General features: G+C 48.0%; 24 protein-coding genes and 1 other RNA gene. 24 read left to right on the top strand and 1 reads right to left on the bottom strand.

Annotation, left to right across the window (positions count from 1 at the left end):
* Positions 1-38: 38 nt before the first annotated feature.
* The 24 genes from SVXnc_RS01450 to SVXnc_RS01335 all read left to right on the top strand — a co-directional run bounded on the left by SVXnc_RS01450 (position 39) and on the right by SVXnc_RS01335 (position 22,637).
* Positions 39-650 (top strand): 30S ribosomal protein S2, encoded by a 612-nt coding sequence (locus SVXnc_RS01450; protein WP_347722188.1) that lies wholly within the window; start codon positions 39-41, stop codon positions 648-650.
* Positions 651-771: 121 nt separating this feature from the next.
* Complete coding sequence (locus tag SVXnc_RS01445; RefSeq protein ID WP_347722187.1) at positions 772-1,470, top strand: hypothetical protein; 699 nt, start codon at positions 772-774, stop codon at positions 1,468-1,470.
* A 27-nt stretch (positions 1,471-1,497) separates the two neighbouring features.
* Positions 1,498-1,725 carry a hypothetical protein gene (locus SVXnc_RS01440; protein ID WP_347722186.1) on the top strand — a complete coding sequence of 76 codons (228 nt, stop codon included), beginning with the start codon at positions 1,498-1,500 and terminating at the stop codon, positions 1,723-1,725.
* A gap of 87 nt (positions 1,726-1,812) precedes the next feature.
* Positions 1,813-2,181, top strand: coding sequence for a 50S ribosomal protein L7Ae (gene rpl7ae, locus SVXnc_RS01435; protein ID WP_347722185.1), 369 nt, complete (start codon positions 1,813-1,815; stop codon positions 2,179-2,181).
* A gap of 2 nt (positions 2,182-2,183) precedes the next feature.
* Positions 2,184-2,360 carry a S1 domain-containing protein gene (locus SVXnc_RS01430; protein WP_347722184.1) on the top strand — a complete coding sequence of 59 codons (177 nt, stop codon included), beginning with the start codon at positions 2,184-2,186 and terminating at the stop codon, positions 2,358-2,360.
* A 57-nt stretch (positions 2,361-2,417) separates the two neighbouring features.
* On the top strand, positions 2,418-2,567 hold the full coding sequence (locus tag SVXnc_RS01425; protein ID WP_347722183.1) for an eL24 family ribosomal protein: 150 nt from the start codon (positions 2,418-2,420) through the stop codon (positions 2,565-2,567).
* A gap of 20 nt (positions 2,568-2,587) precedes the next feature.
* Complete coding sequence (gene infB / locus SVXnc_RS01420) at positions 2,588-4,345, top strand: translation initiation factor IF-2 (protein ID WP_347722182.1); 1,758 nt, start codon at positions 2,588-2,590, stop codon at positions 4,343-4,345.
* Positions 4,346-4,377: 32 nt separating this feature from the next.
* On the top strand, positions 4,378-5,565 hold the full coding sequence (locus tag SVXnc_RS01415) for a hypothetical protein (protein ID WP_347722181.1): 1,188 nt from the start codon (positions 4,378-4,380) through the stop codon (positions 5,563-5,565).
* 53 nt (positions 5,566-5,618) lie between these two features.
* Positions 5,619-7,481, top strand: coding sequence for an ATP-dependent DNA helicase (locus tag SVXnc_RS01410; protein WP_347722180.1), 1,863 nt, complete (start codon positions 5,619-5,621; stop codon positions 7,479-7,481).
* A 48-nt stretch (positions 7,482-7,529) separates the two neighbouring features.
* Complete coding sequence (locus SVXnc_RS01405) at positions 7,530-7,922, top strand: FAD synthase family protein (RefSeq protein ID WP_347722179.1); 393 nt, start codon at positions 7,530-7,532, stop codon at positions 7,920-7,922.
* Positions 7,923-8,212: 290 nt separating this feature from the next.
* On the top strand, positions 8,213-9,019 hold the full coding sequence (locus SVXnc_RS01400) for an MBL fold metallo-hydrolase (protein ID WP_347722178.1): 807 nt from the start codon (positions 8,213-8,215) through the stop codon (positions 9,017-9,019).
* Positions 9,016-9,378: a hypothetical protein gene (locus SVXnc_RS01395; RefSeq protein WP_347722177.1), complete on the top strand. Its 363-nt coding sequence runs from the start codon at positions 9,016-9,018 to the stop codon at positions 9,376-9,378. The genes SVXnc_RS01400 and SVXnc_RS01395 overlap by 4 nt, the downstream gene beginning before the upstream one ends.
* Before the next feature lie 46 nt (positions 9,379-9,424).
* Positions 9,425-9,692, top strand: an RNA gene (gene ffs / locus SVXnc_RS01390) — signal recognition particle sRNA.
* A 59-nt stretch (positions 9,693-9,751) separates the two neighbouring features.
* Positions 9,752-11,116, top strand: a complete 1,365-nt coding sequence (locus tag SVXnc_RS01385) for a hypothetical protein (RefSeq protein WP_347722176.1) — start codon at positions 9,752-9,754, stop codon at positions 11,114-11,116.
* 59 nt (positions 11,117-11,175) lie between these two features.
* Positions 11,176-11,841, top strand: a complete 666-nt coding sequence (locus tag SVXnc_RS01380) for a TraB/GumN family protein (RefSeq protein WP_347722175.1) — start codon at positions 11,176-11,178, stop codon at positions 11,839-11,841.
* A complete protein-coding gene (locus SVXnc_RS01375; protein WP_347722174.1) occupies positions 11,825-12,544 on the top strand; it encodes a DUF2797 domain-containing protein in 720 nt (239 codons plus the stop codon). Before SVXnc_RS01380 ends, SVXnc_RS01375 begins: the two co-directional genes overlap by 17 nt.
* 35 nt (positions 12,545-12,579) lie before the next feature.
* Positions 12,580-13,059: a hypothetical protein gene (locus SVXnc_RS01370; RefSeq protein ID WP_347722173.1), complete on the top strand. Its 480-nt coding sequence runs from the start codon at positions 12,580-12,582 to the stop codon at positions 13,057-13,059.
* Between the two features lie 33 nt (positions 13,060-13,092).
* On the top strand, positions 13,093-13,695 hold the full coding sequence (locus SVXnc_RS01365) for a hypothetical protein (RefSeq protein ID WP_347722172.1): 603 nt from the start codon (positions 13,093-13,095) through the stop codon (positions 13,693-13,695).
* A 34-nt stretch (positions 13,696-13,729) separates the two neighbouring features.
* On the top strand, positions 13,730-16,798 hold the full coding sequence (locus SVXnc_RS01360) for an LAGLIDADG family homing endonuclease (RefSeq protein WP_347722171.1): 3,069 nt from the start codon (positions 13,730-13,732) through the stop codon (positions 16,796-16,798).
* Complete coding sequence (locus tag SVXnc_RS01355) at positions 16,798-17,319, top strand: hypothetical protein (protein WP_347722170.1); 522 nt, start codon at positions 16,798-16,800, stop codon at positions 17,317-17,319. Before SVXnc_RS01360 ends, SVXnc_RS01355 begins: the two co-directional genes overlap by 1 nt.
* Positions 17,320-17,361: 42 nt before the next feature.
* On the top strand, positions 17,362-19,533 hold the full coding sequence (locus SVXnc_RS01350; protein WP_347722169.1) for a DEAD/DEAH box helicase: 2,172 nt from the start codon (positions 17,362-17,364) through the stop codon (positions 19,531-19,533).
* A gap of 65 nt (positions 19,534-19,598) precedes the next feature.
* Positions 19,599-20,114, top strand: coding sequence for an exosortase/archaeosortase family protein (locus SVXnc_RS01345; RefSeq protein WP_347722168.1), 516 nt, complete (start codon positions 19,599-19,601; stop codon positions 20,112-20,114).
* A 43-nt stretch (positions 20,115-20,157) separates the two neighbouring features.
* Positions 20,158-20,568, top strand: a complete 411-nt coding sequence (locus SVXnc_RS01340) for an archaellin/type IV pilin N-terminal domain-containing protein (protein ID WP_347722167.1) — start codon at positions 20,158-20,160, stop codon at positions 20,566-20,568.
* A 68-nt stretch (positions 20,569-20,636) separates the two neighbouring features.
* Entirely contained in the window at positions 20,637-22,637 is a 2,001-nt protein-coding gene (locus SVXnc_RS01335) for a coiled-coil domain-containing protein (protein ID WP_347722166.1), read from the top strand.
* Here the strand turns inward: SVXnc_RS01335 and SVXnc_RS01330 are convergent.
* Positions 22,627-23,442 carry a prepilin peptidase gene (locus SVXnc_RS01330; RefSeq protein ID WP_347722165.1) on the bottom strand — a complete coding sequence of 272 codons (816 nt, stop codon included), beginning with the start codon at positions 23,440-23,442 and terminating at the stop codon, positions 22,627-22,629. The genes SVXnc_RS01335 and SVXnc_RS01330 overlap by 11 nt on opposite strands.
* Between the last annotated feature and the right edge of the window lie 15 nt (positions 23,443-23,457).

The raw sequence follows: 23,457 nt of genomic DNA, 5'->3' as shown, positions 1-23,457 counted from the left end.
GGAATCGGTTTTTAATAGTTTAGATAGAACCGGTAGGTATGACTGAAGAAGAACTGCTAATTGAACGCGAGCAATATCTGGCAAACGGAGTACACATCGGGACACGGTCCCAGCACATCGACATGGACAAATACATTTTCAGAGTAAAGGACAATCAGCTCGCAATTCTTAACCTCGAAGACACCGACAAGCAGATCAGAGAAGCCGCAGAGCTTCTAGCAGGCTTCAAGCCTAGCGAAGTACTGGCAGCAGGCCGCAAGCCTGAGGCACGAAGAGGACTAGAGCTTCTAGCAGAAGCAACAAACATCAATACTAAGATCGGACGTTTCATGCCGGGAACACTTACCAACCCGCAGTCCGATGACTTCATGGAGCCTGAGGCCGTATTCGTAGTAGACCCTGAGGAAGACTCACAGGTCATCAAGGAAGCTGCTCAGACCAACACCACCGTAATCTCGATCGCTGACTCTGGAGACGAGCTAGACGACATCGACCTAGCTATCCCGGCCAACAACAAGTCGGAGAAATCCATCGGCGTAGTCTCGTTCCTACTCGCAAGAGAGATCACAGGCGCACGTGGAGAAGACTTCGATTACGAGCTTGAAGACTTCCTACCAGAGGAGACAGAAGACGAAGAAGACGAGGAGTAACCTCCTCTCACCTACCTCTCACATATCTCCTATCCTATTTTTCTATCCAAAAGTTCAGTTCAAGAGTTTTTCCGTGCTTTGAGCCACTAGTTTTAAACCACTCGGCCAGTAAAACTAGTTTATGTTCGGGCTAGGAGACAGCAACAAATCTAAGCTGGAGGAAAACATGGAAGAAATCAAACAGATGGTTGACGGAGAGACAGAAAACTCCGAGGCAAAGGAGCCTGAACCAGACCAAGACTTCCAAGACAGCTTCAGCTCGGAGCCAAGCAGCTCTAACAGTTTTTCATCGGAAAGCTTCGACCAGCCCGAGAGAAACACTGGCGAACCCGAGGACGACAGTCAGGGAACCGAACAGATGCTTCAAGAAGAAATCGAGAAGTTCGAATCCGAGAACGAAACCTCGAACGAAGACCAGAACAGACAGCAAGCCTCTGGAAGAACAGAAAGACCTCAAGAGAGATCGAGAACACGTCAGCAGCCAATAAATAAACATGATGGACGTGGTAAAAGCGGAGGAAGCGGAGAATCAAGTGAAAACCGGTCGATGAACGCAGATATTCCAGAGCCAGCGAAAACACGTGAGCTTGACATTCCAGAAGTTGAGAAAGGACCTCTTTTCATTACAAGGCGCAAGTTCGAGACCGCGACCCGTCTGATCTACGAGATGAGAAGTCTCTCACAGGAGATTGAATCAACAGTTCAAGGCATGGAACAGGATATCAAACGCGACCGGGATATGGAACAGCAGGTTCAGACAATTCTAAACGAGTTCGAACAGGACCGGAAAGACGTTGAAAGCATTATCTCGCCGAAATAAAACAGTTCGCGGAGCAGTAGGATAACTATGGAAGAGAAAGAAGTAATCGAAGTTTTGAACGAGTACCGTGATAGTCACTCCGAGCGCAAGCTTCTCAAGTTGCTGAAAGATAAACTGATCGAGGAGATGGAAGGCTGGGATGTCTCAACTGACAGGCAGGAACACGGCTTGAACATGATGGTTAGGGAGATCGAAGAGGAGCTTGATTACATCGAATCGGAGAAGCTTTCCGAGTTTGACCCGGAGCGAAGCTGAAGTTATACGACTTGTTTAAAAAAGTTCCAACCGTTTTCTATCAATACAACCTTTCACCTTGATGACTCAAGAGAGGTAAACTCAACAATGGCAACTTACACAGAATTCGACGTCAGCGATTCACTCGCAGAAAAGACTTACAACGCAGTAGAAAACGCACAGAACATTAGAAAAGGTACTAACGAAGTAACCAAAGCGATTGAGAGAAACGAAGCAGCTCTCGTCGTAGTCGCAGGAGACGTTTCCCCTGAAGAGATCGTAATGCACATCCCAGCACTAGCAGATGAAAGAGACATTGCTTTCACCTTTGTTCCTGAGAAGGAAGAGCTAGGAATGGCAGCAGGCATCAACGTTCAGACAGCAGCAGTAGCGATCACAACCCCGGGAAGCGCAGAAGACGAAGTTCAGGATATTGTACAAAAATCCAATGAGCTGCGTGAAGCAGAAGAAGAATAAAGATGGTTTTAGCGAAAGTCGTTGAAGTAATCGGAGACCAGGGACACCGGACAGTCCGGAAGATCCGATGTAGAATCCTTGAAGGCGACGAAGAAGGAAAGATCCTAGTCAGAAACACCCGAGGACCTATTCGTGAAGACGACGTAGTCCACATCAAAGAAACACAGATGGAGGGATAAAATGACGAAAATTAACAATTTTCTGGCATTCAAGAAAACACGAGGTGTTTTCGAATAATGGAATGTGATTACTGCGGAGACGAAGCACGGAAGACACAGGGCAAACTGCTAGTTCTCAACTCGGGAGACAAAAAGTTCTTCTGTAGCGGAAGCTGCGAGAAGAACTGGAAGAACAAAAGAAAGCACACCCACAGGAAACAGGAGTAGAGCCTTAGAGGCGAATAAAAATGCCGCGTCAACCAATTATCTCAGTTCTAGGCCACATTGACGCCGGCAAAACTACTCTTCTCGACAACATACGAGAATCACGTATCGTAGAGGGAGAATCCGGCGGCATCACACAGATGATCGGTGCGACCGAGGTACCGCTTGAAACCCTTGAAACCACTTGCGGAGATCTTCTAAACCAGCTTGATACCGAACTAACTATTCCTGGCGTTCTATTCATTGACACGCCTGGACACGCAGCTTTCTCATCGCTACGGAAACGCGGAGGATCAATAAGCGATATCGCAATCGTTGTAGTAGATGTAGATGACGGCGTACAGCCACAGACAGAGGAAGCGATCAGAATTCTCAAGCAGAACCAGACTCCTTTCGTAATAGCCTTGAACAAGATCGATAAGGTTCATGGCTGGAGATCTGAGGACAAATCGTTCATGAAATCGATCAGAAAACAGAGCGATAAAGTCCAGCAGAAAGTAGACGAAGAGATCTACGAGCTGATGGGTGAAATCAACGAGTTCGACCTAGTAGTCGATAGATTCGACCGAGTCGATAACTTCAGGAAAAAGATCGGAGTCGTACCAATAAGCGCGAAGACAGGTGAAGGAATCCCAGAGCTACTGATGGTTGTATCAGGACTCGCCCAAAGATATCTAGGTGACCGACTGGAAGTACACGAAGGAATGGGTAAAGGCACGGTTCTAGAAGTATCGAAGGAAGAAGGATTAGGCACAACAATCGATGTAATACACTACGATGGAATTATAGAGAAAGATCAGAAGCTTGTCTACGGTACATCGGACGGAGTACAGGTAACAGATATCAGAGCGATCTTGAAACCGAAGCCGCTGAAGGAAATCAGGGTCGATAAAAAATACGATAGAATAGATACCTCGAAACCTGCAGGCGGAGTCAAACTCGTAGGCAAATCACTTGAAGGAGTAGTTTCAGGAGCGCCGGTACGAACAGCCCACGAACAGGACTTAGAGGAAGCTAAAAAAGAGGTAGCTGAAGAGCTGGAAGCCGTAGAGTTCGAAACCCAGGAACACGGAATTGTAATCAAAGCAGACTCTCTAGGATCACTTGAAGCAATCATGCAGGAGATGGAGGAAAACGAGATACCTGTACAGAGAGCAGAGGTAGGAGACATCACGAAAGCGGATGCGATCGATGTAGGAAAGGAAGAGCCGGAAAACCGCTCGATCTTCGCATTCAACGTAGATTATACGGAACAGGGAAAGCAGGCTGTAATAGATAAAGGAATCAAAGTCTTCCAGGGACAGGTAATATACGAAATAATCGATGGGTACACAGAGTGGAAAAAGGAGCTGGCGGAAAAACAGAGAGAAACCGCCCTGGAGGCAACCACTCGTCCGGCAAAGATCCGCGTGCTGGAAGATCACGTGTTCAGGAAATCGAAGCCAGCAGTCGTCGGCGTCAAAATTGAGGAAGGAGTACTGAATCCAGGAGCCAGCCTGATGAACGCTGATGGAGAACGCATCGGCCGTGTGAAAGCAGTACAGGAGCAAAACGAGTCAATAGATGCCGCAGAGAAAGGCTCACAGGTAGCAGCCTCTATCTCAGGAGCAACAGTTGGCCGGGACTTTGAGGAAGGAGAAGTGCTTTACACATCGCTTACAGGCGATGACTACAAACGTTTGAACCGGCTTGAAGACCTTCTCAGCCGGCACGAGAAGAATGTTTTAGAGAAAATTGTGGAAATCCAGGACTCGAAGGATCCGCGCTGGAAACTGGGCTAATACTTTAGACAGTTACACTCACTCTAATTTCTATGAGCTACGGAAAACTCGCGAAAGGAATATCAGAAAAGGAAGCGCGGATGAAGCTTCAGAAGGTGATGCCGGCCTCTGACCGGGCGAAAGACTTCAACGGGGCCTCGCCTCCAAGCGTTTTCGTTGGAAGCCATGGGTACCCGAAGGTAAGTGCGGGAATTCTTTCACCTCAGCACCCCGGAGACTCCCGGCTTTTCGACTCACCAGGACAGTGGAAAAAGAGTAACTACAGTATCGAGAGGATTGCCTCGCTGCGGACCTCTCTGGTTAACTCGAAAAAACAGTTCAAGGTAAAGGAAGCTGATTCCTTCTTAGACGATACTAAAGAAGTCGCTATGGCCCGCAAACCCGTCGATCTCGAGGTAAGTCTTGAGAAAAAACCCGGTCAAAGCATCACCGGTGGACGGGCTAAACCGGTAAGTGCCTCAGGCGATGTAAAGAAACTGACGTTGGGAGAGAATCCTTCGGTTGAACGTAAACTGGAGGATATGTTCTACGATACCGATGCGAAATCCGAGACCGCAGTAGAGGAACTTTACTCCAGCGGAGTTTCCAACTACGACATCCAGCAGAGTTTCTCAGTGGGAATGCTGGGCGAGGAACAGAACCGGAAGCTGGTCCCAACCCGCTGGAGTATTACAGCGACCGATGATATGATCTCAAAGCAGCTGCGGGATTCGGTTAGAACCAACCAGGAGCTGGGCGAGATACGTTACTTCCAGAGCAGTTACGTTGGGAACAACTTCCATGTGTTTTTGATTCCCGGAAACTGGGAGTTCGAGTTAATCGAGTTGAAAAAGTCCGGTTCGGTCTGGAACTCGATGAAAAACACGTATATCGCACAGAACTACGAGCCGGCGACCGGACGGAAAAACTATGCGGAGGAAACCGCCGGAGCGTATTATGCTTCCCGGCTCTCGGCACTGGAGTATCTCAACCGGATCAACCGGAGGGCAAAGGTCTTAATCGTCAGGGACGTGACCCCGGAGTACTGGGCGCCGCTAGGAGTCTGGGTGATACGTGAGGCCGTCCGGGATGCGTTCGGAGACTACCGTGAACTCGAGAGCATGAGAGATGTAAAACAGAGTATCTCGGATAACTTCCGTTTTCTGTACTCACGGATTGAAAACTGCTCGAAGCTAATGGGTTCACGCCAGCAGTCTCTGAGTTACTACGATCCCAGTTGATTTGTTCGGCCGGTTACAACCCTGCTTTTATTGATTCAGGGAGTTTTGAAACCGTGGACCTATTTCCATTCCCGGATGTCAGAGAAAAACAGGATGAACTAATGGAGGCCGCAGAGGAAGCTATAGCCGAAGGAGGCTCGCTTGTAGCACACGCCCCGACCGGACTGGGTAAAACCGCCGCGTCATTGACGCCAGCCCTTGAGTACGCAAAAAATACTAACAAGACCGTTTTCTTCCTGACACCACGACACTCCCAGCACAAGATCGCTGTCGATACCGTAAAGAAGATGCAAGACCGGCACGATGTCGAGTTAACGGTTATCGATCTTCTCGGGAAAAAATGGCTGTGTAACATCGAAGGAGTTGAGAGTATGGCCAGCGGAGACTTTTCCGATTACTGTAAATCTTTGCGCGACGACGGCAGATGTGATTTTTACTCTTCTATGTACGGAGATGAGGAAAACAAGGTTCTGAAAAAAGCCAAAGAACGGCTAGACGATCTTGAAGGAAGCGCTTTACACTCTGACGAGTTCAAATCCGCTGTCGGAACCTTCTGCCCTTATTATATGATGATGGAGCTTTCACGACGGAGCGATTTGATTATCGCTGATTACTTCCATATGTTCCATCCCGGCGTTCGTGAATCGATAATGGAGAATGCCGATACCAGTTTAGAGGACTCGATTATCATCGTCGATGAGGCACACAACCTACCGTCCAGAACACGTTCGTTGTTCTCGGATACTCTCTCAGTGCCACAGCTTGAGCGTGGAGAGACCGAGGCCGAAAAGTACGGGTTCTATGACATCGAGGGCTACCTCGAAAGACTCCGGAACGTGCTTGTATCCCTGGCCGCCGAAAAGTTCACGCAGGGAAGCCACGAGGAAAAAATAGAGAAAAAAGACTTAGAGGACTCAATTTCGAACTTCAAGGACTATGAGGATCTGATCGTTGAACTGGAAGAAGTTGCCGAAGAAGTACGTGAGGATAAGGAAAAATCCTACTGTGGAGGTATCGCAGAGTTCCTAGAAGAGTGGGAGGGAAGCGATGAAGGATTTTTCAGAGGAATCAGAAGACGTAGAAGCTCATCAGGCAACCGCTACATCGAAGTACAGTACTCGTGTCTCGACCCGCAGGTCTCAACCAAGACCCCGTTGAACGATGCCCACGCATCCATAATGATGTCCGGGACTCTAACCCCTCAGTCAATGTATACCGATCTACTGGGACTTAACGAAAGTAAAAACAACGAGGTTGCCTTTGAATCACCGTTCCCAGAGGAAAACCGCGAGCTACTGATGGTTCCAACAGTTACAACCAAGTACAAGGAACGGGACGATTCTATGAGACAAAAATACGCATGGTACCTCGCCAAATCGTTTGAATCGGTTCCCGGAAACTGTGCGGCGTTTTTCCCTAGCTATTCTATGATGATAAAGGTCAAAGAGCTGCTGAAAGACCGCACAGACTATGAGATATTCATGGAACGCCAGGACATGAACAAGGACGAAAAACAGGCGATGTTAAACGAATATGCCTCGAAGAAAGACGAAGGAGCAGCCCTGCTTGGCGTAGCCGCTGGATCCTTCGGCGAAGGAGTTGATTTCCCCGGAGATGTTATGAAAGCCGTTTTCGTGATCGGTCTGCCGCTACAAAGACCGGATCTCGAGACAAAATCCCTTATCGATTTCTACGATCACAGATTCGGGAAAGGCTGGGACTATGGTTACAGCTATCCCGCTATGAACAGAGCGATCCAGGCAGCAGGCCGTTGTATTAGATCGAAGGACGATAAAGGAGTAATAGTTTATATGGACAAACGTTACGGCTGGAGTAACTACAGGAAGGTTTTCCCGCCAGGTTACACGTTGAAAAGTACGCGTGCGCCGTGGAACGAGATCGATGAGTTTTTCTGAGCGTACCGGTAGGCAAGCAAGTTTAACGTTCAACGGATTACCTACAACATGAAACGAGTAATGGCACAGGGATGTTTCGATGTAATCCATCCCGGACATCTCCACTACCTGGAAAAATCAGCGGATTTGGGCGATGAACTCGTGGTCGTGGTTGCCCGGGATTCACGGGTCGGAGACCGGAAAAAGCTGGCGTTCAACGAAGACGAACGCGTCGAAATTCTGAACGCATTGGAAACCGTTGACAGAGCTGTCCTCGGCAGTGAAGGCGATATTTACTCAACGGTAAAGGAGATCGATCCGAACGTGATAACAGTTGGATACGATCAGAGCCACGAAACCGAGGAAGTTCAAAAGCTGGCCGAGGATGCGACAGAACACGACGTAAAGGTAAAACGGATCTCCGGTAAAGGAGATTACTCCTCCAGCAAGATAAAGAACTGAAACACAGGAACCGTTCTCTGTAAAGAATTCAGCGAGTAGAAGAGCCGGGACAGGGATTTGCACCCTGGTCGTCCGCTTTAAGCCGAAACCGAATGGATTTCTCTTCACGAGCAAACTCCCTCGGTTTACGTCTGCAGGCGGATGCATAACTACTCTGCCATCCCGGCGCCCTCCAGGACTCTGTGACACGGAGTGTTTCCGTCCTTACGTATACTACGAGACACACGGAATCTTATAACATAGGCCATGGAAAGACCTGATTTAAAACGTTTCATCTGCGATTCGAAACTATGATACTAGAAGTATTAGGGAGCGTTCAAGATGGAGGCGCACCGCACCTAGGCTGTACGTGCGATGTATGCGAGAAAACAAGGGAAGACCCAAGCTTACCCGGTCTTATCAGCTCTCTGCTACTGAAAGAAAATGATGATGAAGATTCGGCCAAATACTTGATCGAGGCCACCCCAGACATCCGGTTACAGATCACCGGCGAGTTCCTTGACGGAGTTTTCTTGCCTCACGCAAAGCTCGGGCCGATCGGAGGATTCGAGTTCTTCGGCGAAGAAGGACTGGATGCGAACATGCTGACAACTTACTGTAACAGCGATGTCGAACACTACCTGATGAACAACGATCCTTACCGTCGAATGGTTGACCGTGGAAACATCGAGATCCAGGGATTCGACGACGGAGACAGCGTACGGCTACAGGGAACTCAGATAAAAGCCCTGACCTACGAACACCCACACCTCGGACACAAAGCCACCGCCTACAAGATAATTGGCGAAAACAAGACGGTTTTCTATCTACCAGATACAAACGAATGGACTGAAAGACAGCTCAAGGAGATCGAAGAAGCCGATATAGCGATAATCGACGGCACCTTCTGGAACGAAGACGAGATCGATAGGTACAACGAAGTACCTCACCCGACGATCGAAGAATCCATGGTACGGTTCAAGAACTACGATACCGAAATCTACTTCACCCACCTCAACCACACCAACCCAGCGCTAAGAGAAGACTCGGATGAACGGAAGGAGCTGGAAGAAAACGGATTCGGTGTCGCGGTTATGGACATGGAATTCGATCTATGAATGAGGCGGAGATCCGTCTCAGACTTTTAGAGTCCCTTCTTATAATAACTTCAATTCTTCTTGTTTTCGGAGCGAAAACTGCCTCTATCGCCAACTTCGCAGCCATGGTTATTGTTTCAGCGATAGGCTACCTCTCAATAATGCGACTCGAGTCGCGAGGAAACGCTTTCAAAGGAGACTCTGTATTAGCTATTTGCGGATTCTCTATAGGCATAGGCGTCAGCGGAATTTCTGGACATGTTATAGGAAGCACCGGATATCTAGAATCGATTTCTTTGGGGCTGTTGATAACATTAGGGCTTCTACCGATTCAGTACCTAGAATCGTTCATTGACTATCTGAATAATACCGTGAACTGACTCGATCTACGCCTCCATTTATCACTTCTTTCTTCAGATACTAACTTGGTAGGCCGGGCGGCTCGGGGTCGCCTCTTTCCGGAAATCCTCAGTTAATGCCGGAGCCGTCAACCAGAGGGCGACGCTGTCGTTCGGCGTTCGAGCCCTGAAACCTGTTGTTGACGATCCGTCCTCCGGGATGTTGGGGGCTGTGAACCGGGTCAGGCCTTGACGGGAGCAGCCCTAAGCAGTCCTCGGCATGTTCGGAGGGTGGCGGATCTGAGACAGGTCTCGGGAGTTCTCGGCGTTGAACCGGCGTCCACCTCCGGGAACCACTATTTTTCCCCATCTACGTTAAATAAATTCACTGACTGAACAGTGACAACGAAGAGATATGTCGGATGAACTCACCGCACGGGAGCGAGAGCTATTGGAGTGTGAACAAGAACTCGAGATTGACACCTCGGGAGAAAAAGAGGAAAAGCACGATGACTGGGTGAGTGCGTCCGAAACAGATTTTTACCTAGGTATCTCTGATATCAAGGGCAACCGATCTCAGTTAGCTGCTCTGGAGCAAGAAGGGCTTGAAGTAAGAGAGATAGACGGATCGATTCTACACAGCACATTCGCAACAGATTTGGATGAGGAAGGCTACGACTGGGATTTCGGACGAGAAATGTATAATAGAGCCGTCAGAGAGCTGGCGCAATTCGGATCCAGACACTTGGAAGATTCAAAGGTTTTCCAACCGGATGTCTTGAAGCTTTCTCTAAACAATGACAGCAGAACATGTTCATCGGTGCTGGAAAGGTATGACGACGGAACAACAGGAGGACCTTTAGACGAACTAGAACCTTCTAAAGCATTTCTAAACGAATACTGGGACGAAATAAAAAATGAAGACCTCAGCGAAGGTTCAATGGCCACCAAGTCCCTAGCTTTGGACCTAGTGAAGACTCTACAAGGCAAAGCACTGAACAAGGATAACCAAGAAGAGTATACCGAAATATGTAGGAATTTTGAGCTTTTCTTCTCACGTGCAAACCCAGAACCCGATATCCTGCTTGAAGACGATTCAGTTTACAACATCCCTCCGCTGGAGACAAAAGAAGGTCTGAAGTTAGCAATGGAAAACACCGGCAGCTGTTTGTTCCCAGATCCAGGAAAATACGGCAAGGAAGACCCAGAGGAGTTTTACAACGAGCATCCGTTCGAGGAAGCCTTCTGGATGTGGCACGAGGATTCAGGTACCTTCCATCACGGTCTCTGTAAGAACGGGGAGATAGAGGGATACATGAGAAGTTTCATACTGGAAGACTCTAGAGGAGACTACTTCGCCGGAATTGACACCATCGAAATCCCGAAATCAGGCGGACTCAACATGGAGGATGTTGAAAAAGATTTCTCGGAGAAGTCAGATGTTATTACAGCCGGCGTGTTAGGCGCAGCACCTCATTTCCTGGTAAATCTGGATGTCGATTATATAGCAGGGAAGGATGCGAGAATAAGATTTGGGCCTAGAGAAAACTACGGAAACACAAGAAAATCCATAGAGTACAGGAAAGTCGGAGATACAGTACCTTATTATTCGGTTCAAAACGAGCATCACGAACAAGACTGGGAAGGCGCTGGATGGTTAGACTACCATGAAAAAGACGACATTGAGGTCAGAGGATTCAGGACAGATCCAGGATGGCACAGAACCGACAACGCGTACATACTGATGGAAAACCCGAAAAAGCTAGCCAACACTCAATGAGAACTTTTTCCGTTAACCAGCTTTACATCTTTTTGGCGCCAAGACATTGTTGAGCAACCTTGATACACGTCTATGGAACCTCACATGTATCGAATGAAAGTATTGAGCTAATCAATGAGAAAGTCCGCCAGCACGAACCCGACATTATAGCTCTGGAGCTTGATCCACGGCGCCTACAGGCACTCTTAACCGATGAAGACCAATCATCAGGCTCGATCTTCCTCGACTTACTGAAAAAGTTCCAGCAACACATTGGGAAAAAGACCGGCGTTATGCCCGGCGAAGAAATGAAACACGGATACATGAAGGCCGGAGAAATCGATGCCGATGTGGCTTTGATCGATCAGAACATAGAAGTCACATTCAGCCGCCTGAAACAGGTAAAACGAAAGGAGAAAGTTAAAGCAGGTTTATCTCTTATTTTCGGCGGGCTTGCGACCTCGAAGTTTGATTTCAGCGAGATACCGGAGGACGGACAGATAGGAAAAATACTTGAAGAAACAAAGGACAAGTTCCCGGAGATATACAACGTTTTAGTCGCAGAACGCGACAGTTACATGGCCGCATCGCTCCAACAGCTACAGCTGGATAATCCGGAGGCGGAAATCGTTGCTTTCGTAGGCGCAGGACACAAGGAAAGCGTACGCTCGCTTTTAGAGCAAAACAGGACGCAGAGAAGCATCATGGATTTCAACGCAGGAAAAGCTGATGAAAGCAGTAGTTAAAGTTTCCTGGCACGGAAAAGTCCCTGAGTTGAAGCTGGCTACAGAAGAGGGTTTCGAACACATCACGCTTTCCGAAGGACGGGAACTTGATCTCGAAGTAGTCGATAAAAGACGTTGTACCGGTTTCCACAGCAAGCCCGGGAACCACGCCCCCTGCCCGGAGTTCAGAGAGATCAGTTCCGGCGATCAGTGCGGAGAATGCCGTGGAAAAGATATTTACACGGATTACCGGCGCGGGAACTCCGGTAAAGGTCTTGACGCCGAGTACTCAGTGTATCTAGCTCAGTGCGGGACAAAGGCCAAGGTAGGTGTGACTAAAGGCTCGCGTTTGACGACCCGATGGAGAGAACAGGGTGCGAACTATGCTGCCGAGATATTTTCAGGTCTTAGCGCTGATGAGGCTCTAGCGAAGGAAAAGGAGATCAGTTCTAACGGAGTTTCCGAGCGGATTCGGAAGGAAAGCAAGACCGGCGGCTCCAAAGAGAAGTTATCGAAGCTGATGGAAAAACTGGATCTGAAAGGAGAGGTCCAGGAAGTATCGAAGCCTTTGAAATGCTCGAAGGTCGTGCGGAAAGGCCGTTTTCCTTCTCCGATCAGAAATGTTCAGGGTCAGATTGTTTCGAACGGTTCGATCTGTCTGGCGCTTTCCTCAGGGAAATGTGTGATACCGGCAGAGCAGAAAGGACTTGACCAGTTCAACTAGTACTCTTTTATCCTGCGTCTGCCCATTAAGCTTTGATGACCGACTTTGAGAGAGCGCTGGTCAACGCGTTCAACGAGTTCTTCGAAGACGAAGAGATCAACGGAATCGCCCACCGGAAAAAACAACACCGGTTTTCAAGCCAGCTGTGCGATGTACTGGTCGATTCCGAACACGATATGTTCTACCTTGCTATAGAAAACAAGTCGGTAAAGACATCCAGTACGAACAAACTGTATTTTTCCCAGCACTTTTCCGAGTCCAAAGGCGGCCACCAGGTCGCACGGATCTCCGATTTCCTTGATAGAAGCGGACGCACCGGTTTCTTGGCCGTCGAATTCAAACGAGGAGTCGGCCGACCGCGCAAAGCATACATGGTTCCCTGGGAAGAAGTCCGAGAACGCTATGAAAACGGTGAGCCAGGTTTACACCTCGATGAGATCAAAGATTACCCGGAGATTTTACGGGATTCCCAGAGTTACTCGGTTGCCGAGATGTGTCAGAATCTCTCGATCTAGAAGTTTTTAACCAGCAAATTCAATTCTGTAAATGTGAGCGCAGAACCAGATAAAGAGGATTTGATCAACTTAGGTATAGGCATATTCGCACTCACAGCCGCATTCATCGGGCTTCAAGGAAGTTTCAATTTTTCATCAGTAACCAACGGTTTTCTCGCAGGCTTCCTAGCACTCGGAGCGCGCGAACTAGGACAGCGTTCGGTAGCCCAGCAGATAAGAGCCAAGGTAGATGTAGAGCTTTCGAAACCAGGTCTCGCACTCACACTCCTAGGCGCTGTAGCCGGTTTTTTCAGCAGCTATCCGCTGGCATTAATATTACCGGTTTTCAACAGTTATTCTAACGATCGTTACGAGAGCTGGGGCCGCGACATCGACGTTGTATGGACCAAAAGACGCTACTGGATCGCATCAATGGGAATGATCGCCATGCTTTCTACAGCATTCATCACCTACAGTCTAGGCGCTTTCATGATTTCGAAATCGATCAGCTTGTTCGTACTTTTCCAGCTGATTCCGTTGAAAGAGACTCCGCTGATCGACGGCGATCTTGACGGCGCACATATCTTGATACACTCCGGTTTTGCCTGGGTTGGTTTCATCGCGTTCGGAATCCTTGGTCTAGCGCTTCCACTGTAAAACCATTTTATTCACGGACCGGGAAAACTAGTTTATGCCGAAGATATCCGTTGGAAGAAGCGATGAAGATTTCGAGGAACACGGCCTGAAAGGCACAGGAGTGATCGGAAAACACCTTGTAGGGGAAAACGAGGAGGCGCACAAAGCCAACCCGATACATTTCGATCTCGCCAAACCTCACGTCATGGGTGTCTTCGGAAAACGAGGAACGGGAAAATGCCTCCTACCTGATGAGAAGGTTCTAACTGAAACCGGCCTAAAAGAAATAAGAGAGATTTTCAACCAGCGAGAGAACGACTCTACGGAGATCGACGACGACGGCGAACAGCTTTTCAGGTTCGAGGGCGGTACCGTTCAGTCAGTAAACGAGCATAAGATTTCAAAAAATAGAATTGAGGCAGGTTACCGGAAAAAAGTCGATGAAACGCTTTTCAAACTTAAGACAAGATCGGGGCGGAAAATCACCGTCACAGGAGAGCACCCTCTTCTAACTGTCAACGGCTGGGAAAACACAGATAGACTATCTGAAGGCGAGAAAATAGGCATACCTAGAAAGATCGATCTGGATTTCAAAGACAGTGAGCTTTCGGTACCCAAAGCATTCCAAAAAGCAAATTACTCTTCTCTGAACAGACGAGAGGCCAGACTTCTGGAACATGAGAGCACAGAGATTCCCTCAGCTTCGGACGGTTCAGGCTCTTTTCATTCGATGGTAGATAGAGCCGATGAAAAAGGATTGATAACGAGGAAAGGTAGAACCATAAGCACAACTGAGAAAGGTCAGAAGCTTCTCGAACAAGTCAAGACGGACAGCCATTACCGGTTTGGAAAGGCAAAACCGATTGAGGCACCTGAGACAGTATCACCTGAGCTTGGAGAGTTCTTAGCATACCTGATAGCCGAAGGACATGAGCAGAAAGTCACGGACGGAAACTATAGAATACTTTTCACAAACAACAACCAGGAGTTCCTGGATCGTTTCAAACAGCTGGGCGAAGACTTCTTCGACCTTGATATAAAACAGATGGATCAAAGCACGCTTTACGCCAACTCCAAAGCTCTCGAAAAGTTTTTAGAGGAAAACGGATATATCACCGGACAGAACTCTTTCAACAAAGAGATCCCTGATTTCATAATCAGTTCAGGCAGAGAGACTGCTTCCAAGTTCTTACAGAAGTATTTTGACTGCGAGGCAAATGTAACCGACCAACAGATTGATCTGATGACTGCTAGTGAAGAGATAGCTAGCGCTCTCAATTACATGTTGCTGAGATTTGGGATAATTGGAAGAACTAATGAAAAGCACAAGTATGCTGCCAACACTGAAGAACAGAAAGTCCGGAAGTACCACCAAGTAACTGTATCAGGCAGCAAATCACTCCAGAAGTTCAGAGACCAGATAGGATTCTCAATCAGATACAAGAAGGAAAGCCTGGATTCAGCGATAAAGGAGGAGAATACAAACATCGATACCATACCCTGCGGGGAGAAAATAAGGAAGTGTAGAAACCTGATGGGAGCAGATAGAACGCAGGTCGCTAAACACAAACAGTCGCTCAAAGCCTATGAAGACGGCAAATATCAACCAAGCAGACAGAAACTGAATCAAATCGTTAGAAACCTTGATAAGCACTTACAAGAGCTGACCGAGCTTAAGTCCGCAGTCGAAGACCAGCCAAGGGTAGATAAACTCGAAGAGCTTGTGGAAAAATCAGGTATCAAATGGAAAGATCTTAACGAAGAGCTAGGTTACTCAAGATCGGATCGTCGATTCCTCTCGTACAAAAAGTTCCAAAAAAAACCGGAAAAGCTGACCGCTCCAGCATTAAAGCTCGTCCACAGGGATCACGACTTAGCTGAGGCAAGAGAAAAGCTCAAGGAACTGAAAGCGCTGGCAAACTCCGATATATTCTGGGATGAAATAGAAGAAATAAGGAAAGTCGAGTACTCCGGATGGGTATACGATCTGACAGTTCAGGAAGATCACTCCTTTACTGCCGGTTCCGGAGGAATACTCTGCCACAATAGCTACTCACTAGGCACCTTAGCGGAGGAATTACAGACATCTGACATCTCGGATAACCTTTCGACAATTATAATCGATCCCATGGGGATCTACTGGTCGATGAAACGTCCAAACGACCGTGCGGCATCGCTTTTGGAAGACTGGGGTTTGAACCCGGATGCCTTCGATGCGAACGTGTACATACCAAAGGGTAAGGTCGGAGAGTTCGAGAAAGGAGAGATGACCTACGACGACACCTTTACGTTGAAGCCGAGCAATCTGACCGCCGACGAATGGGCGATGGCTTTCGGCTTCGAGATGAACTCGGAGACCGGAATACTGCTCGAGAGAGTTATATCGAAGATGAGCGAGAACTTCGAGGACTATGATATAGACCGGATACTCGAGGTAATAGAACGGTTCGATTTCCCGGATGATGTGAAAAACCGCTTACAGAACCGGTTTATGAGCGCGAAAGAGTGGGGCGTGTTCGGGGAAAAATCCTCGCTTGAAGAGTTTACCAACCGCGGGCAGCTCTCGATAATCGATGTCTCGGTTTTCGGAGAGATGGGTGATGGATGGAGCGTGCGCTCGCTTGTAGTCGGTTTACTTGCTAAAAGAATACTTAGAAGACGTATGACCGCCCGTCGTATCGAGGAAATCGATGAAATGGAGGGTCTAAACGAAAACGAGATGCCTATCGTCTGGATGATGATAGATGAGGCCCACGAGTTCCTCCCGGCCGACGGACAGACCGCTGCCTCCCATCCGTTGATGCGTTGGGTTAAGATCGGCCGTGAACCCGGCGTATCCTTAGCTTTGGCCACCCAACAGCCCGCTAAATTAAACCCTGATGCGCTCTCACAGTGCGATGTAATTCTTTCCCACCGGCTGACCTCGAAGGAAGACATCGACTCGCTTGGAAACATCATGCATACCTACATGCGCCATGACATACAGCATTACATCGACGCATTACCAGATAAGAAAGGAGTCGGGCTTTTACTTGACGATAACTCCGAGCGAATCTATCCTATACAGATGAGACCTAGAAAATCCTGGCACGCAGGCGGAACACCGGACGCATTCGAAGACTGATGGCTTTCCAGAACCCAACCGTCGAATCACGGATAATAGAGTTCGCTACAGCACCCTTAAACAATCCGGAGCTACTTTCTTCACTATTACCGCTTATACTCGGCGCATTCGTAATAGAGCTTTACTTCGGGAAACACACGAACGAAGAACTAGGATGGAACACCTCGGTCGGGAACGCAGTTATCTGGATTTCAACCGGATTAAACCTTTATCTGACCGGCGCACTCGATACCGAACTGGAAAGACTCGCAACACTCGTAGTTCTGGGCGTAGGAAGCTTCATGGGTTATATGAACTTTTTCCACAAATGGAGCGAGAGCTGGGCGTTCAGACTTTCCAGCGCAGATGTAATCTATCCACTGGGGCATGTTACAGTTGTCGTGGTAAAGACAGGTATACCGGTAGATGATGTGACTTTGAAGGCAGGCGGAGTATTTGTTTTGCTGACCATTGTAGGTTTCAGAATTCTGAGGGCTTTCGAGACACCGGCAAACGACGGATTGAACATGAATTTCAACTAGCCGGCGGTTCGGATTTATCAAGTTTCAGCGCCCATTTTCACTGTGCCAGGGCTTCTGAAAACCGATAAGATAGAATCAAGAACCTACCAGGAAGTTATAGCAGCATCAGCCTCAAGTTCGAACACGCTTGTCGTGCTGCCAACGGGCCTGGGAAAGACAGTTATCGCAGCAATGGTTGCCTCGATGAAGCTAGAGGAAGGAAAAGTTCTTTTCATGGCGCCGACCCGTCCACTGGTCGAACAACATCTCAAGAGCTTCAACAGCTTCCTGAAAGTGCCGGAAGAGGAGATGTCTATAATGACAGGCAAGACCCGGCCGGATAAAAGATACGAGATGTGGGAGACCGACCGAGTGTTCTTCGGAACCCCTCAGGTGGTTGAAAACGACCTAATATCAGGTAAAGTTCCGTTAGATGAGTTTTCACTTGTAATATTCGACGAGGCACACCGGGCATCCGGAGACTACTCGTATAACTTCATCAGCGAGAAGTTCAGCTGCCAAAAACTGGCTTTGACGGCTTCACCGGGCGGAAGTAAGGAAAAGATCATGGAGGTAGCTGAAAACCTGGAGATAGAGAACTTCGAGGTCCGAACAGAGGACGATCCGGACGTAGAGCCGTACATACAGGACAAGGAGGTCGAATGGCGGAAAGTCGAGCTTGACGACCGGTTCCAGAAGGCCAAAAACGACTTCGAGGAAGCTAAACGAACCCAGCTGAAAAAACTCAAGAAGCTGGGACAGATCAATTCGGTCTCGAACGTCCACAAAGGAGACTTACTGAAACTCAGAGGGCAGATAAGTGCGGAGATGTCGAAGAAAGACGATCCAAAACTTTACAAGGCAATATCTGTTGTAGCCGCCTGTTTGAAGATTTCTCAGGCAATCGAACTGCTTGAAACTCAGGGAGTAAGTCAGTGCTATGAGTACGTTCAAGGTTTGGAAAGCGATGACTCTAAAGCCGCCTCTCGAGCGTTAAACGATAAGAACTTCATGGAGGGAAAGGCGATGATCGAGTACCTGATGAAAAAAGACATAGAACACCCGAAGCTCGGAGAGTTAAAGAAAATACTGGAGATAGAGGAAGATGAGAAAGCTATCGTGTTTACAGAGTACCGTGCGAGCGCTAAGAAGATAGCTGAGAAACTAGGAGAGAAAGGAATCGATGCCACACGTTTTATAGGCCAGCAAGGCGAGGAAGGGATGAGTCAGACCGAGCAAATCGATGTTTTGAGCCAGTTCGATCAAGGAGAGTACCAGGTCTTGGTCTCAACCAGCGTGGGAGAGGAAGGACTGGATATACCTGCCGTTGACTACGTGGTATTCTACGAACCGGTCGCTTCTGGCATCCGAGACATTCAGAGAAGCGGTAGAACCGGTAGACAGGAGGAAGGAGCAGTAATCGTTTTAATGGCGGAAAACACGCGGGATGAGGGAAGCTACTGGAGCGCACACCACAAGAAAAAGAAGATGAACCGCGTTCTACAGGAGCTGAAAAACGAGACCTTAGAGCAGGAAAGTAAAAATCGGAGTCTGGATGAGTTCAACGGCAGCAACAAGAAAGACAAAGATGAAGATGAGAAAGATAAGCTTGAGATTTACGCCGATGACCGGGAAAACGCAGTGGCAAAACATCTCTCCCGGAAAGACGTTATTGTAAACAAACAGAGGCTTGATGTAGGAGATTTCCTGGTCTCGGACCGTACGGCTATCGAGAGAAAGGCCGCAGAAGATTTAGTTGATTCTATACTGGACAACCGGCTTTTCAACCAGTTAAATGAGATCACACAGTTCGAACAGCCCGTGATAATCGTTGAAGGAAAGGAACTGTACAGTCACCGAGACGTTCACCCTGATGCGATCCGTGGCGCACTCGCATCGATCACCGTCGATTACAACATACCGATTCTCTGGAGCGACGGTGAAAAAGAAACCGCAGAGTTACTTGAGTCTCTGGCGAAAAGAGAACAAGAGGAGAAAAACCGAGAGATATCAGTTAGAGGAGAAAAGTCTCCGAAAACCCGCAGAGAACTACAGGAGTTCGTTGTAGCAGGAATACCGGATATTAACACGAAGATTGCTCGCAGGCTTCTCGAAGAGTTCGGTTCGATCGAAGAAGTGTTTAACGCATCAGAAGAGGAGCTGAAGGAAGTTAAAGGTATCGGAGAAAAGACCTCGAAGTCGATACGTTCGATAATTGAGGAAGAATACAGCTGAAAAAACCCGTCACAGGACAAAAATTTGATCAACACGGATTTCAATCCGGAGAAATAACTCAGTTTATGGATTTCGAGGTTGAGACCGAGAGACAGGAAAAGCTTCTGGCTGCCTCCAAGTTTCTTTTCCGACTGCTGGTTCTCGGAGTTGTTTTCAGAGCCATAATCTTTCTCGTGCCTACGATGATCCCTCTACAGAAGGCTTTTGCTGCCGCCAGCACATTCTTACTGGAGTTTCTCATACCTGAGGTATCCCGCTCGGGGATCGACATCATGGCCGGAGAATGGTTCCGTGTAACCCGTGACTGTACCGGCTGGAAATCAATTGCTGCGCTTACAGGAATCTCAATAGCATCAAAGACCTGGACAAAAAGTTTCTGGGGAAAAGGCGTGTTACTGATAGCAGGAGCGAACCTTCTGAGAATTGTCACCATAATCTATCTGGATTATTCGGGAATCGCGTCCTTCGATCTGGTTCATGGTTTCCTCTGGCGCTGGGGGCTGACCGCTGTAGTTCTCGGATACTGGATCTACCACGTTAAAGACCTAGATGTCCGTAAAAAGCTGGTAAAAACCGGCTAAGAACTTGCTAACCTTTATATACAGCGTAGCTTAAGACTTCGTTATGAAAAGAAAAGGGATTTCGCCACTGATTGCTGCGGTCCTAATGATTGCCTTTACAATGGCTATTGCCTCTCTTTTCTCTGGCTGGATCCAACAAACCCAAGCACAGTCCCAGGAGGACGTTGACCAGCAGAGAGAACAGACCCTGAGCTGTAACCAGCTAGGGATCGATATTACAGACGCCAACGCGGCAAACGTAACTGTCGAGCAAGTGAGAGGAGATGAACCGGTAGGCAACGTTTCCGTCAGATACAGTTACTCTGATGGAACACCACCCGAGCAAGGCTATCTGAATATCTCTACGACGAGAGGTTTCGACACGGATAGTTCAGGCAGCAGTGGCTCCGCATTGGAAAGTGTCTCAGTAGCTTCAACGAGATGTAGCTCAGTTACAGACGAGTACACACCGTAAATTCGACCAGGAACTCTGGTCGGATTTCTTTCACATTATTTTTATTCAAGCTTTTCTAACTCAACTCTATGGCCGATGGAATCTCCGATGAAGTGGACCGTGAAACACTCGAGAACGAGCTACAGAGCATAGAGGACGCAATTGGAAGTCTACGCGGACGTGTAAAGGACTTGGAAGACCGCGATATGATGGCTCAACTCGAGTCAATGAGCTTCGAGGAAGAAGTCCAGGAGGTCGAGGAGCTTCTTAATCACATGGACAAAGAGGAGCTGGAAAGACGGCTGAACATGGTCGAGCAGATCAAAGAAGAGTACCAGGAAGGAAAGGTTCATGAGAAACTGGAGTACCTCTACCAGCAGATCAAGGACATGCGCCAGCAGATGGAGTCCGGAGAGGTACCCGACGATGCGGAGATCGAATCAAGCGTGGCACAACGCCTCAAGGAGCTTGAGGAGAAGGTAAGCGATGTTGGCGAAGGATCAAGCAAAGACGTATCACATATAGAAAACAAGGTAAAGAAAAACTCAAAGCAGATAGGCAAGTTAAAACATGATCTCAAACAGCTTGAGACCAAGCTAAGCGACGAAGGAGACGACGCCGGCAGCGAAAAAGTAAGGAAGCTAAGAGAAAACCTGGAATCAATCCAGAAAAGCGTAAACAACGATTCAGTTACAGATACAGCAGATCACAGCTTGGAAGCTGTAAAGAGCCTGAAAAACAGGCTTGAATCGAAAGCCGAAAAATCTGAGATCGAGGACTTGAAAAGAAGACTCGAGAGCTTAGACGTCGATAACACCGGTTTCGAAGGCGATCACTCAGATCTAAAAGCACATCTGTCCAGACTGGAAGAAGATATACAGAAAGGCAAGAAGAAACTTGAGACAAAGATAGACCGTAAAGTCAGCGAACAAGAGCTGAAGGAGCTAAGAGATGAGATAGAAAACAGCTCGACAGATTCCGGTGCGGACTCTAACTTCAGCCAGATCAAACGGCTTGAAGCAGAAGTTGAAAGACTGAAAAACAGCTCCAGTGAAAATTCTACCGAGAAGGTAGAGGAGCTTGAAAACCGGCTGAAACAGTTGGAATCAGGCGCAGGTAGCTCGAAGATCGAGGTTGACTCACAGGGAATGGACTCTGTACGGTTCGACTTGGATGCTATAAAATCCCGTATTGAGGCTCTTGAGAAAAAGAAAACAAGTACGTCTCTCGACCAGACACAGATCAGAGAGCTGCGTAAGAGAGTTAAGCGAGCTGAGAAAAAAGCTGAGCGACCTGAAAAGTACGATGAGCTGCGCGGAGAGGTTGAAAGACTGGAAGAAGACATTGATCGGCTGGACGAGCAGAAAGTAACTCACGAAGACGTTGAGAAAGAAGTCGAAGACATGGAAGATTACCTCGGTAACCAGATCCGGAAGCTCGAATCAGAGGTCGAGAGAGCGATTGATCGTGGAGACGAGCGGCTTGAATCCGTCGAACAGGCTGTAAAAAGCGATGTGCTGGATCGACTTTCCTCGACGGAAATGGATCTAGAGGACCGGATCGATACCGTCACCAAGATGATAGAGGACAACCGTGAGATGATGGAGCGGGTTGAAGACAAGGTAGAGAACTCTAAGGAAAGCTTCGAGAAAAAAGAATCGAAGATACAGAAACAAGTCCGTCAGGTCGATCAGAACCTTGATTCCCGTCTAGAACGGCTACGGCACAGGATTCGAAACGTTGAGAAAGAAGCCGATAAGAAACAAGAGCTAAGCCAAAACGAGATAGTAAACATTGATGAGAAGATAGAGAAACTCGAGGAGAAAGTAGAAGAGCTACCGGACAATCTCGATGTACTGGAGAGGAATGCTTCGATGCCACAGCCAGAGCAGAAAACACAGGAAAGCCCAGCGGATCGAGACGACGATAAGCTCAGAAGGATCGAGGAAAAGATCGATAACCTAGCAGAACACGTTATAACCAACCAAGAGCGGATTCACGACCTAGAACAAGAATCTAAGAAAGTGAAAAACACGGAGAAACCTAGCTCCTCCGGTAGTTCGAACGACGACATCACGATTATAAGCTGAAAAGAACCATGAGGAAACTTATTCCTCCGCCGTAGAGATCTGTTACAAGCAAGGCGAGCGGGAAGACCGGTACAAACCTTACTCCGGTTTTTACAGTTACCTTATCGACTTCAAGCCCGTCTATTTCCTCCCGAGTTATACCTTTTACCTGTTGGCCGACTTCTCCACTTACTACAACCTCTCCTTCTTCAAGGTCTTCTACCGCGACCTCACTTACCATTACATCATCTTCCAGCTGTTTGAGGAATCTGTAAAGTACGACCATTGTTAACGCACTCAGAACGTAGAGGTAGTTGGCCGAGAACACGAAGTAGGCAACTGTTCCGAACGCTCCGGCAGCGAGAATCTCTAAGACAAACTGTTTTCTATCGGACTTGATTTCCTCAATTGTTCCGGATAAGACTCCTCCTGTCCGGGCGGCCTTGTAGAACGCATAGAGCAGCGTGTATCCGAATCCGATCAACATCATGTTAACAAACAAGTTGACTGAATGCATCAGTCCGAATCCTGCGAGGCCGTAAGGAGCTGCGAATCCGAGGGCGCTTACGCTGAAGGCGTCTGCTCCACCCCACATCCCGGCAAAGTACATTCCCCATCCGTAGATGGAGAAAACTGCGCCTGCGGCAAGAGACCATTTTAACGGCATTAGAGATCCGTTGAAGTAGGAAGCCGCGCCGTGTAAAAGTATTCCTGATAGGACTGCGATCGCTGGTATCTGATCCGGCACCTCCGTGGTCAGCAAGTCGTATACAGAGCCTATTGAAAGGGATAAGAAACAGATCAGATGGGATACAGCGATTAACATAAACAGTCTTTATAA

The organism is Candidatus Nanohalococcus occultus, from assembly GCF_029207735.1.
Lineage (GTDB): Archaea > Nanohalarchaeota > Nanosalinia > Nanosalinales > Nanosalinaceae > Nanohalococcus > Nanohalococcus occultus.
This window is presented reverse-complemented; position numbering and strand designations above follow the sequence as displayed.